The organism is Paenibacillus sp. FSL L8-0340 (assembly GCF_038593145.1).
GTDB lineage: Bacteria > Bacillota > Bacilli > Paenibacillales > Paenibacillaceae > Paenibacillus_AQ.
In genome coordinates, this window is record NZ_CP151967.1 from 1,364,552 (window position 1) to 1,377,753 (window position 13,202).

General features: G+C 53.1%; 10 protein-coding genes and 1 pseudogene. 6 read left to right on the forward strand and 5 right to left on the reverse strand.

The window, feature by feature from the left end:
- Window positions 1–389 precede the first annotated feature (389 nt).
- Both NST07_RS06215 and NST07_RS06220 read left to right on the forward strand, forming a co-directional pair.
- Window positions 390–1,685, forward strand: a complete 1,296-nt coding sequence (locus tag NST07_RS06215) for an SLC13 family permease (RefSeq protein WP_341377534.1) — start codon at window positions 390–392, stop codon at window positions 1,683–1,685.
- 21 nt (window positions 1,686–1,706) lie between these two features.
- Complete coding sequence (locus tag NST07_RS06220; protein WP_341090367.1) at window positions 1,707–2,849, forward strand: glycerate kinase; 1,143 nt, start codon at window positions 1,707–1,709, stop codon at window positions 2,847–2,849.
- Between the two features lie 86 nt (window positions 2,850–2,935).
- Here NST07_RS06220 and NST07_RS06225 read toward each other — a convergent pair whose 3' ends face one another.
- Window positions 2,936–3,964 (reverse strand): sugar diacid recognition domain-containing protein, encoded by a 1,029-nt coding sequence (locus NST07_RS06225; RefSeq protein WP_341377535.1) that lies wholly within the window; start codon window positions 3,962–3,964, stop codon window positions 2,936–2,938.
- Between the two features lie 234 nt (window positions 3,965–4,198).
- Here NST07_RS06225 and NST07_RS06230 point away from each other — a divergent pair, with 234 nt between their 5' ends.
- Together NST07_RS06230 and NST07_RS06235 are read left to right on the forward strand one after the other, a co-directional pair.
- Window positions 4,199–4,519, forward strand: coding sequence for a carboxymuconolactone decarboxylase family protein (locus NST07_RS06230; protein WP_341377536.1), 321 nt, complete (start codon window positions 4,199–4,201; stop codon window positions 4,517–4,519).
- 126 nt (window positions 4,520–4,645) lie between these two features.
- Entirely contained in the window at window positions 4,646–5,392 is a 747-nt protein-coding gene (locus tag NST07_RS06235) for a hypothetical protein (RefSeq protein WP_342481229.1), read from the forward strand.
- A gap of 206 nt (window positions 5,393–5,598) precedes the next feature.
- Here NST07_RS06235 and NST07_RS06240 read toward each other — a convergent pair whose 3' ends face one another.
- Both NST07_RS06240 and NST07_RS06245 read right to left on the reverse strand, forming a co-directional pair.
- A complete protein-coding gene (locus NST07_RS06240; RefSeq protein ID WP_342481230.1) occupies window positions 5,599–6,570 on the reverse strand; it encodes an S-layer homology domain-containing protein in 972 nt (323 codons plus the stop codon).
- 63 nt (window positions 6,571–6,633) lie between these two features.
- Window positions 6,634–6,902, reverse strand: a pseudogene (locus NST07_RS06245) (SDR family oxidoreductase); the annotation flags it as partial.
- 237 nt (window positions 6,903–7,139) lie between these two features.
- On the opposite strand from NST07_RS06245, the gene NST07_RS06250 reads away from it, so the two are divergent.
- Window positions 7,140–9,119: a translation factor GTPase family protein gene (locus NST07_RS06250; RefSeq protein WP_341090381.1), complete on the forward strand. Its 1,980-nt coding sequence runs from the start codon at window positions 7,140–7,142 to the stop codon at window positions 9,117–9,119.
- A 177-nt stretch (window positions 9,120–9,296) separates the two neighbouring features.
- Here the strand turns inward: NST07_RS06250 and NST07_RS06255 are convergent, their stop codons facing one another.
- Together NST07_RS06255 and NST07_RS06260 are read right to left on the reverse strand one after the other, a co-directional pair.
- On the reverse strand, window positions 9,297–10,349 hold the full coding sequence (locus tag NST07_RS06255) for a HAMP domain-containing sensor histidine kinase (RefSeq protein ID WP_341377540.1): 1,053 nt from the start codon (window positions 10,347–10,349) through the stop codon (window positions 9,297–9,299).
- The gene (locus NST07_RS06260) at window positions 10,346–11,074 is read right to left on the reverse strand and encodes a response regulator transcription factor (protein ID WP_342481231.1); all 729 of its coding nucleotides are present in this window, start codon (window positions 11,072–11,074) and stop codon (window positions 10,346–10,348) included. Before NST07_RS06260 ends, NST07_RS06255 begins: the two co-directional genes overlap by 4 nt.
- Before the next feature lie 165 nt (window positions 11,075–11,239).
- On the opposite strand from NST07_RS06260, the gene NST07_RS06265 reads away from it, so the two are divergent.
- Window positions 11,240–13,138, forward strand: a complete 1,899-nt coding sequence (locus tag NST07_RS06265) for a serine hydrolase domain-containing protein (protein ID WP_342481232.1) — start codon at window positions 11,240–11,242, stop codon at window positions 13,136–13,138.
- The last annotated feature ends 64 nt before the right edge of the window (window positions 13,139–13,202 follow it).

Sequence of the window (13,202 nt, forward strand, 5' to 3'; positions counted from 1 at the left end):
GTCTATCCGAAACGACGAAAAAGCGCTGAGCTCAGCCTGGGCACAGGGATGCTTTTGTTAACATGGTTGTAACTATACCAATTTACGAAAACCGCATTATTTGCGGTTTTTTATTATGACGCCGGTATAAATATTATAACTTTTATGGAAAATAGTGTACAAATCGAGCGAGACTTCGTGCACAATTCGTGCGCGCTCAACCCGTCGGAATTCTTCTGTACGCGCTTTTGCTTATTCGCTGAAGCATTACAGCATGTAATACTCCACCTAGACATTGGGAAAATCGTTGTTCAACTGCACAATGCATTTCGTCCGATCATCAATATTTTTTGGCGAGGGTAAGCGTTACAATGAAAGCGTGTTCAACAAGAGCAATGGGAGGCATAACAATGGAAGGATTAATGATTGGCTGGTATGGCGCCTTGGCGGGGTTGGCAATTGCTATTATTCTGATATTAAGAAAACTGAATCCCGTATATGCGCTGTTTCTGGGGGCCATTGCAGGCGCACTGATCGGCGGCGCCAATCTGGAGCAGACGGTAACTGTTCTTGTAAGCGGTACGCAAAGTGTAATGGGCACGGTGCTGCGTGTGCTCGCCGCTGGTGTCCTGGCAGGGGTAATGATGGAATCGGGGGCGGCCGAGACCATTGCCCAGGCGATTGTCAAAAAATTCGGCGGCAGCAAAGCCATTCTGGCCTTGGCCTTGGCAACGATGATTATTACCGCAGTGGGCGTCTTCATTCCGGTAGCGGTGTTGATTGTGGCTCCTATTGCTTTGTCGGTAGGCAATAAGATGGGGATTTCCAAGATGGCGCTGCTGCTTGCTCTGTCGGGCGGAGGTAAAGCGGGGAACATTATCTCCCCCAATCCGAATACGATAGCCGCGGCCCGCGGGTTTGATCTGGATCTGAGCCACGTGATGCTGGCAGGCTTGATTCCGGCAGTGTGCGGTCTGATCGTAACCGTTATTGTCGCTTCACTTCTGAAGAAAAGGGGGATTATGGTCACAGACCAGGAGGCGGTGAACAACACCGCCGACACCTCCAAATATCCGCCGCTTCATCAGGCGATTGTTGCACCGCTCGTTGCGGTCATTCTGCTGATGATCAATCCGATTGGCTCGTTATCCGGAATTGAGGCATTGGCGAGCTTCAAGGTGGATGCATTATATATCCTGCCGATTGCAGGGATTGTCGGCATGCTGGCTATGGGCCAAGGCAAGAAGATCCTGCAGTACAGCTCGTCCGGCTTGAACAAAATGACGGCAACAGTTCTTATCCTGATCGGTGCAGGAGGCATAGCCGGTTTGATTGCGGCTTCTGATCTGTCGATCCAGGTGGTCCAGTTGATTCAGGCTTCGGGTATATCCGGGACCTTCCTGGCACCGATTTCCGGTATCCTGATGGCGGCGGCTACCGCCTCAACCTCAACGGGTGTTATTCTGGCTACAGGCTCCTTCGGACAAGCCATTCTCGATATGGGCACCGCTCCGCTGGCAGCAGCAGTAATGGTCCATACCGGAGCCACTGTCATCGACTCTCTTCCGCAGGGGAACTACTTCCATGTAACGGCGGATAGTATGAAAATGACGATCAAGCAGCGGTTAGGGCTGGTCCCTTATGAGGCGCTCGTCGGCGGAACGATGACGCTTGTGGCGACGATAATTTACGGATTTATATTCTAATATCTAACATGGGGTGAGGAAATGAGAGAGAAAACCTTTGTACTGGCACCGGACTCCTTTAAAGAGAGCATGAGCGCTAAGGAAGTCTGCATTGCGATGGAAAAGGGGCTGCGAAAGGTTTATCCCAAGGCTGAATATATACATGTTCCTATGGCGGATGGAGGGGAAGGAACGGTCCAATCGCTTGTCGATGCTTCCGGAGGGCAAATTTATACCAAAGAGGTTATGGGACCGCTGGGGCAACCAGTTACAGCGAAGTACGGCATCCTCGGCGACGGCCGTACGGCGGCCATTGAGATGGCTTCGGCAAGCGGTATTCATCTGGTGGACAAGGCGGACAGAAACCCGCTTATCACCACCACCTATGGCACCGGCGAACTGATTAGGGAATGTCTTGACCGGGACATCCGCAATATCATTATCGGCATCGGGGGCAGCGCGACCAATGACGGCGGCACAGGGATGGCCGAGGCGCTCGGGGCCAGATTCCTCGATGAAGCGGGGAATGAGCTTCCGCGCGGCGGCGGCAGCCTGGACCGGCTGGCAAGCATTGATATTGCTTCTCTTGACGGGCGGCTGAAGCAGGTTCAGCTGATCGTGGCCTGTGACGTAACCAACCCGCTGTGCGGGGAGCAAGGCGCATCCCGGGTGTTCGGCCCGCAAAAGGGGGCTACACCCGAGATGGTCCTCCAGCTCGATGCGAATCTTGCCCATTATGCGGAAATCGTAAACAAACAGCTGGACAAGGATATCCGTAACTTGCCGGGTGCGGGAGCTGCCGGAGGACTCGGCGCGGGACTGCTGATATTTACACAGGCAGTTCTGCAGAAAGGAATCGAAATCGTTATTGAATATACCGGCCTCAAGCATAAGCTGGCGGCTGCTGATATGGTGTTCACCGGCGAGGGCGGCATTGACTTCCAGACCAAATTCGGTAAAACACCGTACGGGGTGGCCCGCACCGCCAAAGCAGGCGGCAAGAAGGTCATTGCCTTAGCCGGCTACATCGGTGAAGGGATTGAGACGCTCTATGCGGAAGGCATAGATGCCATCTTCGGAATCGTTCCGGGAGCGGCTGAACTGGAAAAACTGCTAAACGACGGTCCGGCCAATGTCGAACGGACCTGTGAGAATATTGCGAGAGTGCTGAAGTTAAGCGAATAACGAAAGCAGAAGACCCCGAAGAAGAAATTCTTCGGGGCCTTCTGCAGTTAGGTGCCGGAAAATGAGCGGCCGATCTGGAGTTTAGGTTACTTGTACAAGGCCAGCAATCCGTAGGTGAGCTCGAACAGCTGCAGCAGATTCCGCGGATCTTTGCCGGTGAGGCTCTCAATCCGTTTCAGCCGGTACTGTAGTGTATTCCGGTGAATGTTCAGCGCCTCCGACGTATGCGAGACACTGCAATTGTGGTTGATGAAACTCCTTAGTGTCTCCAGTAAATCGGCGGTATCCTCCAGCTTGATGGTGGTATTCAGAGTGTCCGTCAGCTCCGCATGGCTCAGCTTCACCAGAAATTCGGCCTCCTCGAAATGGATGGTCTGCGCAGAGGGCTTCAGCGCCAGCAGAATTCCCATAGCCGACTTCGCCTGCCGGTAGCTTTCCGCGATGCTGGCCTCCTGCTTGCCGGAAGCAAGCAGCACCTGTGGCTGGTTATGAAGAATTTGCCGGATCAGCAGATTGCAGTCCTGCTGGTTCTGGACCAGCATAAGCCAGATGTCCTCTTGGATCCGAAACGAAGGCTGCAGCAGCAGAATCTTGGCATTCTGCTCTGCCGGTGTAAAATTTTTGATATACAGGACCGTTGTTTTGAGCAGCAGATCGATGTGATAAGCGGCTGCTTCTTTTCGTAATTTCTGCGAATACGCTCCCTCATGGGCCAGCAGCAGTTCCAGAAATGCCTTCTTGCGGCTCGCTTCATTGGCGAGATCCTCGAGCGTATTTCTTTGTTCAATCAGCAGAGAGACGGTCGTTCTTACGATATTGCAAAAGGGACGGACTTCATCCGGGTTGCCCGAAATTCCAATCACACCTACAGGCGCATCGCCTATAACAATCGGCTCATTGGTGCCCTTTTTTTCATAACGTCCATCCTCCCAGACCTCGACCATTTTTCCGGTGGACAGTGCTTTGACTGCCCCCTGGTGAATGGTGCCGACACGTTCCATTTTTCCGCTGCCGATAATGACCCCTTTCCCGTTCATAATGTTGATGTTATAGGGGATGTCCATCATCATTTTATCTACAATTTCCTGTGCCTGTTTCTCAGAAAGCTCAAACAATCGGGTTCCTCCTTTGCCAAGCCGGTTATGCTCAGTTATGGTCTTTGGATTATAGCTTGTGCATATGAACAAAATTATAGATGATCTTCCGTATTTATAAAAGCAGGAAGTGCTGTTCTGACGGCATGAGGCCTGAAGGAAATACAATGGCGGTTTCGCTGGTGACATTTCTGATAGCTCTTAGCTCAGGTGATGGAGTATTTTAACATTAAATACTAGGATGGGGTGAAAGAGATGAATGACAAATCTTCAATCAGCAACGCTTTTCAAATGTTCAGCAAGGAAGCTCCGGCACATCAGGAGGCGTGGATGCAGGCTGTAAAGGGACTGGGGGCTGCAAGCAAGCTGGATTCCAGAACGGAAGCGCTGGCTTACATTGCGGTACTTGCTGTGGCCAGACTTGAGAGCGGACTTCCTTTTCACGTGAAGCAGGCTAAGGCTCTGGGTGTCAGCAGAGAAGAAATCATCAGTGCTGTTCTGCTGGGGCTTCCGGCAGTAGGGAATACTGTGGTTCAATTGCTTCCTGCGGCACTTGCGGCATATGATGAAGAGTAGCCCATAATTCTGTATCAAAAGAACCGGCTGTATGCCTCACAAGGGGCGAGCCGGTTCTTTAATTTGCAACTTAAACAAGCTGCGAAGCGTCTAAATTAGAAAGACAGCAGAATAAGGAGGGAATTCATGTACACAGTAAGAAATTTTGGAAGGTTTGCACTGGTGGCCGCAATGCTGCTCCTTGCAGCCTGCAGCACGACACCAGCAGCAGAACCGGAGGCCACATTGGCGCCTGCGCAGACATCACAGGCTGAGCCGGCACAAAGCCCGGTAGCGAGTACTTCCCCGGAGACTCAGCCACAGGAATCTGCAGAGCCGTCGGCGACGACAGAACCGACAGCACCTGCAGAACCTGGAGAAGGTCAGCCGCCTACGGCATTGGAAGCTGCCGCAACGGTGATGAAGGCGCTGAAGAACAGTGATATGGAGTCGCTCGCGGCCTGGGTTCACCCGGATAAAGGCGTCCGCTTCTCGCCCTATGCATATGTCGACCCCAAAAAGGACCTGGTCTTTACCCGTGATAAGCTAGAGGGGGTAATGAAAGACAACACGAAATATGAGTGGCGGGAATTCGCTGGTTCAGGCGAACTGATTAAGCTGACTTTTGCAGAATACTTTAAGCAGTTTGTATATGATGCAGACTTTGCCGGTGATGCCGAAATCGCGCTGAATAAAGGACTGGGGCAAGGAACGACAGTCAACAATATCAACGAAGTTTATCCGAAGGAAACTCACGACTTCGTGGAGTACCATATCGACGGTATCGATCCTTCCGTCGAAGGCATGGACTGGCGCAGCCTGCGGCTGGTCTTCGAGAAGATGGGCGAAGATCGTGCGCTTGTAGGCATCGTTCACGATCAGTGGACGCCATAAATAAATAAAGAAGACGGACACTTTGCTGGAGTACAGCAGGGTGTCCGTCTTTTGTTTTTAGTTCTGGGAATTATACAATTTGAAAAATTTCGGAGAACTCAAAACTTGCATTATCCGCAGCCGCGGATTCCTGCGGAATGAGAGGTACAGCAAAAGCCGCGCCCCCATAGGAGGCGCGGCCTATTCCATTCAGCAGCAGCGGCAAATTATTGAACGCTGCTGAAGGATACTGAGGAACCGGCAGTGCCGGTTACAGGCTGGGCTGTCGCCGTATAGCCTTCCGGCAAGTAGGTGACTACGGAAGCTGCTGAGATCACCTGTGCGTAACTTTTGCCAGGGTCCGGCTGGGTTACGCTGTAATAGATGACGGCAGTCTTGTTCTTGCCAAATTCGATCCGGTCGATGCTTAGGCCATAGCCCGGATGCGGCAGGTTGCTGACGGTCACTGTAACTTTGTTTACTCCGTCAGCGGCTTTTTCCAGCTTCACTGCCGTTTCATAATTATAAGAAGGAGCTGCTGTTCTGCCATCCGGCTCAATGACTTCCTTGGCGAATTTAACTGCTTCGAAGAGCCATTCCGCTGCTTCCCCGCGGGTAACGGCTTCTGATGGGCGGAACGTGTTGTTCTTCTCCAGGGTAACGATATGTGTGTTAACCAGAATCTGCAGGCTGTTCATTTCCGCCGTGGACAGCTTGCTGCCGTCGGAAATATTGGCAAACATCATCGTTACCGGGAAGTTGCCCTTACTCTGCAACGCTTGAGTCAGCAAATGGGTGAACTGGGCGCGTGTCATCGTGCTGTTCGGATCAACGGTTTTGTCCAGGGACAGGCCGTTCTGCTTGGCGGCTACGAATGCGGAAGCATACCAGGCTTTGTCCTTAACTTTGTCAAAGTAATCACTAGCTTTACCAGCGGTTTGCGGGGACAGCTGCAGTCCGCTGACGATAAACTGAATGCCCTGGGCGAAGGTTACTTTTGATTTCGGTGCGAACTTGTCGCTGGTTACTCCGTTGATAATCCCGTCCTTATGCAAAGTGTTGATTTTGGATTCGGCGGAATGGCCGTTCAAATCGGAAAATGCAAATGCCGATGTTCCCAAAGACAAGCTTGCTGCCAGAATGCTGCACGCTATGGTTAGTTTTTTAGCGTTCATCTGGAATGAATGATTTTTCTTCATTGTGCCTCACCTCTTATTCTCTTAGATGGCAGAATGCCGCAAAATGTTGCAGAGTAGCTCAAATTAAATGTAATTTAAGACATGAAAGGACTCGTCCGAGGGAAGAAACAGCACGAGATTGGCTACCTGCTCCGGCTTGCCGGGAGCCTGCTCCAGCGGATGACTGCCGTCCGGAAACTCCACGGGGATTTTTACTTCCTCAATGGCATCGCTTTTGTACGTATTATCTCCAATACTGGTATCAATTGATCCGGGGCAGACGGCATTTACGCGGATGGCGTATTGCGCCAGCTCCGCGCAGCCATTTTCATAAAAGCGACCTGGCCTGCCTTAATAAATTCCTCCTAAAAGTTGCTCTGTCAGTAACTACATACCCTTCTCATTGGGGATGAACCAGTCTGGAAGCGGGGATGCCGGAAGGTGCAGCGAAGCTTCTGTTCCCTTCACCAGCGCTGTTAGCAACTCATACCGCCTTGTCTCTTGCAATTGAACAAAAGAGCCATTTCGCAGTACACTTAAGGATGATAGCGCTATATTTACTACTTTCAGACCATGACAGGAGAACATAGATGATTCAGCAGCAGGGAATGGAGCGGATTAACGTCGGGATCTTTGCCCATGTCGATGCGGGAAAGACGACCACGACGGAGCATATTTTATATGAAAGCGGGCGGATTCGTGCGCTCGGCAGTGTGGATAGCGGAACGGCTATGACAGATTCGATGGAGGTCGAGCGGCAACGGGGAATATCGGTGCGGGCGGCGCTGGCTTCATTTGTCTGGAAAGGGGTGCAGGTTAATCTGGTGGATACACCGGGCCATGTTGATTTTCTGTCCGAGGTGGAGCGGAGTCTGCGCGTGATGGACTGCGCGGTGCTGATCCTCTCGGCGGTGGAAGGAGTGCAGGCTCAGAGCGAGATGATCTGGAATGCGCTGCGCAAGCTGGGGATTCCGACCTTGATTTTTGTGAACAAAATGGACCGCGTCGGCGCTGATCCGGGGGCTGTGCTGGCCCAGGCGCGTACCTACCTGTCCGGCGATATTATTCCGGTCCAGCAGCCAGCCGGCAAAGAGCAGGAATACACGGGTGCCTCAGATTTATGGCAGGCAGGTGCAGATGCGGCGGCACGGACGGAGCTGCTGGAGGCGCTGGCCGAAAGAGATGAGCGGTTGCTGGAGCTCTACATGTCAGGTGGTTCCCCCGATCTTGCGGTATGGAAAAAACATCTGCAGGCGGAAGCGGCTTCGGGGCGGATGTTCCCGCTTGTCTACGGCGTCGCGGCCAAAGGTCTTGGCATTACGGAGCTGCTGGACGCGATGACCGAGTATTTTCCCCGGGCTGGAGGGGATGCGGAGCTGCCGGTATCCGGCATCGTATACAACATTCAGCGCGATAAAAGCATGGGCCGCATGGCCTTTGTCAGGCTGTACGATGGAACGATACGCAACCGTGATACGGTAAAGAACTACTCACAGAATGTAGAGTCCAAAGTGACGCAGATCCGCAAGGTGGAGGGTGGACGGACGGAGGATGTCGGGGCGCTCGAGGCCGGAGATATCGCCGTAGTATACGGGCTCTCCGGCGTGCGGATCGGCGATGTGCTGGGCCGGCCGGATGCCATTCCGCAGGAAGCGAAGCTGGCTGTGCCGCTGCTGACTGTTCGTGTCTTCTGGGGAGCGGAATTCGATGACCACAAGGTGATCGGCGCGCTCCAGGAGCTGGCGGACGAAGATCCGCTGCTGGATGCCCAGTGGCTGCAGGAGGAGCGGGAGCTGCATATCAAGGTCATGGGCCCGATCCAGCTGGAGGTACTGGACAGCGTAATGGAGAGCCGTTACGGCCTGAAGGTAACCTTCGGCCAGCCGTCAGTGATTTACAAAGAGACGCCAAGCCGCGCGGGTGAAGGCTTCATCGCCTATACGATGCCGAAGCCGTGCTGGGCGATTCTGCGCTTCCTCATTGAGCCGGGACCACCGGGCAGCGGTCTGGTGTATGAATCACTGGTGCGCAGCTCGGATCTGCTGCCGCAGTACCAGAACGAGACGGCCCGCCGGGTGCCGGAGGCGCTGCAGCAAGGCCTCTACGGCTGGGAGGTGACCGACCTGAAGGTGACGTTGGTGGAGGGGAACCATCATGTGTGGCATACCCATCCGCTGGATTTTGCCGTAGCTACGCCGATGGGCATTATGGACGGGCTGAACCGGATCGGCACCAGGCTGATGGAGCCGATTCTCCAGGTGCGCATTGTTGTGCCGGAGGAGAACGGCGGCCGTGTAATGAACGACCTCGTGCAGATGCGCGGCACCTTCGAGCCGCCGCTGCTGCAAGGCGGGCGGATGATCATCGAGGGCCGGCTGCCGCTGGCGACATCGCTCGATTACCCGGTGACCCTGAGCTCCTACACGAAGGGGCGCAGCACGTTCACGTCTTTTTTTGCCGGCTACGAGGAATGCCCGCCTGACGTCACCGCCGAGCGTACCCGCCGGGGTGTGAATCCGCTCGACCAAGCCAAGTATATCCTCAGCGTACGTAAGGCGCTGCAAGGGTGAAGCGGATGAGGCTGGTGGAGAGGCTTGGTTGGAGTGAAGCTGGATGAAGGAGAGCAGGGTGGAGGATTATGCCGGCCGTATGCGAGTGAGTACGTCTCCCGGCGGGCAAAGTGCTGGATGGGCTAAAGCTAGAGGTTTGAAAGGCTGGGGCCTCCTCTCCTTGATCCGGGACCTTGTTTACCGGTACAGCACCAGCTCAAACGCAGTCCGGCCCGGGCGGTTGTCCAGGTTCAACTCGCCGCCCTGCCGCACCATCATCTGCTTGGCAATCGACAGTCCCAGCCCGCTGCCCCCGTCCCGTTTTCTGGAGGCATCGCCCCGTACAAAAGGGTCGAAAATCACAGCCTTCAGTTCATCGGAAATGCCTACGCCATTGTCTATTACAGCTAGCCGCACGGCATCCTCCGACTGCTCAAGCCGGAGCGTAACCTCTGTGCCGGGGGGATTGTAGCGCAGCGCATTCGATAAAAGATTGGCGATGGCCCGCCGCATCAGATTGGTATCGTAAGAGACCAGCACTTCACGGGACGGGATTTCAACATGCAGCATAAACTGCTTGTCCTCGAACTGCTGATAATAATCCGCCGCGGCTTCCCTCAGCAGCTCGGCGATATCGCCGGGCTTGACGGATACAGGAAAGTCGGGGCTGTCCAGCTTCGATAAATGGAAAATATCGTCGATGAGCGAGGTGACAAGCTGGGATTTGTTATAGATAAGCTGCAAATACTGCTCTTTTTTCTCCTCATTGTCCGCCATTCCCAGCTGCAGTGCTTTGGCGTAACCCTGAATAGTAGTAATAGGGGTCTTAAGGTCATGCGACAGATCGACAAGCATCCGCTGCTTGCTCAGCTGCAGCCTGCGGTTTTCGGCTTCTGTCCGCTGCAGCGACTCGGCCAGGTCATTGAAGTACATCTGTACCTGGGCGAATTCATCGCTATCGCCAGTTTGAATATCCAGCCGCTTATGAAATTTACGCAGCCGCATCTCCCGGATGGCTCCGGCAATCTGCTCCAGAGGTCTGGTGATCCGCCGGGCTGTCCAAACACTGTAGATTAAGACGTTTAGGCCAAATAATACAAGCAGGAGCAGCAGCCACTGCACGGAGACCGTAATGGTTTCCTGCTCCACATCAATAGCCATAATCAGAAAGGTTATGCCGACTACAGCCAGTGTACATGCGAATAAGATATAGGATTTGACCAGCCTGGACAAAAGCGTGTTTTTCTTCACCGGAATTCATCCTTCCTGGCGAACTTGTAGCCCAGTCCGCGGATGGTCCGGATATACACCGGCTGTCTGGCGTTGTCCTCAATCTTCTCTCTCAGCCGGGAGATATGTACCATAATGGTGTTGGCATCTTCATAATAAGGATCGGACCAGGCCTGTTCGAACAGCTGTTTTTTGGTCCATACCCGGCCCGGAGAGTCCATGAAGGTGGTGAGCAGCTTGTATTCGATCGCCGTCAGCGGTATGTCTTGGCCCTCTTTGTACAGGACACAATCCAGGTGATCCAGCTCTAACTGTCCGATGATTGTGCGTGCCTGCGGAGCCGGTGGCTCAGGGTTCTGCTGGCCGGTGGGTTCGTTAAATTCATAGGTCCGTCTCAGCATCGCCTGAATGCGGGCCATAACCTCCAGCGGATTGAAGGGCTTCGCAATGAAATCATCTGCACCCAGCTGCAGCCCCAGAATTTTATCACTATCCTCATTTTTGGCGGAAATAATAATAACGGGGATTTTGTAATCCGTCCGGAGCAGCTTCAGCAGCTGAATACCGTCAAGCTCAGGCATCATAATATCAATTACAGCCAGATCAACCCGCTGCTCCCGTATAAAACTCCATGCCTCGATGCCATTCAGTGCCTCCAGCACCTTCAGGTTCTCCCGCTCCAGAAACAGCCTCAGTAATTCCAGAATATCCGGGTCATCATCCGCCAGCAAAACAGTTCTGCTCATCTGCTGCTCCGCTCCTCTCAAGTTGTCCTATTTTCATCAGTCTATCATTTTTTGATCCGTATTTTATGATCTTAAGATGAATTTAAGATTGAGGGAAGATTCAGGACAGAAACGGACGGTATGCTGAAAGCAGAACGAACCATTATAGTGCTGGAGGTTGCAAGAATGAAAAACAGATTACAGCGATTGCTCGCAGTGCCGCTTGTCTTCTTGGGGATGAACGTCTTCATGGGCCATGAAGCAGAAGCGGCTGCCACACCTGCCGTGCCTACCGCTTTATCGGCGAGCCAGCTTGAACAGAGTATAGACCCTATTATGCAAGAGGAGCTTGAGAAGCGGCATGTTCCCGGATCGGCCGTAGTCGTGACTCAGGGGGACCGGATTATTTTCAGCAAAGGTTATGGTTATGCCGATGTTGAACAGAGCATTCCTGTAGATCCTGCAAAAACGATCATGCGGTTAGGTTCGATTACCAAAACGGTAACTGCAGTCTCTGCTATGCAATTGGTAGAGCAAGGGAAGCTGACGCTGCATGATGACCTTAATTCTTTTTTGCACGCGTATCAATTGCCATCCTTCGGAAAACAGCCCATTACGCTGCATCACCTGCTGACCCATACTGCCGGGCTGGACGAGTCCATCTACAAAATTCAGGCCCACTCGGGGGAGAAGTCTCTTTCGGCAGAGCAATATCTGCGGCAATATTTCCGCCAGCAGCCTCCCGTGAGGGAGCCGGGACAGGAATACGAATACAGTAACGCGGGACTGGGATTGGTTGGCAACTTAATAGAGCAGACTGCTGGTACTGATCTAGGGTCCTATATGTTCCAGAAGGTGTTTACTCCGCTGAAGATGCCCAGCGCAAGCCTGACAGTTCCCGAGAGCAGCCCGGATATGGCAAAATCCTATGTGTATTCCAATAAAAAGTACAATGCTGTGTCTTCGACTTACCCCCACATCCCTGGGGCCGGAGCCCTGAGTGTGATTCCCGATGAATTTGCCCATTTTATGATTGCTTTACTTAACCAAGGGGTTTATCAAGGGACGGCATTGTTGAAGCCTGACAGCGTTGAAATGATGCAGCAGTCTCAATTTGCTGAGCACCCGAAGGTTGACGGTGTAGGATATGGCCTGTATCGGGGGCACCTTGCAGATGGTAGCACTGTGCTGACGCATACCGGAGAGATCGAAGGATTCGCCGCCAAAATGGAGCTTATCCCTTCGCAGAAGCTTGGCATTCTAATTGTCAGCAATGGTGAAGAGGGTGGGATAACTTACGACAAGGTCACGGATGCGGTTGCCGGGCTGTTAACCAAAAAGAGGGAAGCTGTGACGCCATTGCCGGTTTCCTTGGAGGATTTGCAGCAATACGAGCGGACCTATACCTTTGCCAAGGTTCCGCAGCATGGCTGGGGCAAATGGCTGTATTTCCTGGGCGGCAGAAATTACAAGGTTACAGCAGCCGAAGGAGAACTGGTTGTGAGCGGAGTATTCCCGGATGGGAGCGGAGAAACGGCGGAGAAGAGCTTCGTGCCGATTGCTGATGGATTGTTTCAGGAACAGGGGGGGAGGATGCAGCTGTTGATCGACAAGCAGCACAATTGGAAAATGACCATCATCCAGGAGACGACCTTCTCACCGGAGCCGGGCTTCTGGAAGCGTCCTTCCACCTTGCTCATCGTGTACATTGTCCCTGGATTACTGTTCCTTGCACTGCTGGCAGTCACGCTGATCCGTTATGTCGTGCGTTTATTTCGTAAGCCGCGCAGAACTGTATCGCTGCATATTGCTGCAATCTCGCTGCTCATGTCCGTCTTTCTGCTGCTTCAGCTGACTTACAGCAATGGGGCCATTACCTTCGGCTACCCGGCGTGGTATGCGTGGGGTGTCTCTTCACTGCCTCTGGTGGCTGTCCTGCTTGCACTTCATTTGCTCTGGCGGAATGCCAGTCAGGCTGTTAAAGGAAAAGTCGTTGCCCTGACGCGCTGCTTCGTTGCGATTGCCTGCATCGGTTATACAGGATTTATGTACTATTGGAATATGTTATCGATCCATTTCTCGTAGCCCGGGAAAGCTCACTTTTCCAATGGGGATTTATTTAGGCACTCTGTTCATGCCCGGAGCCCTA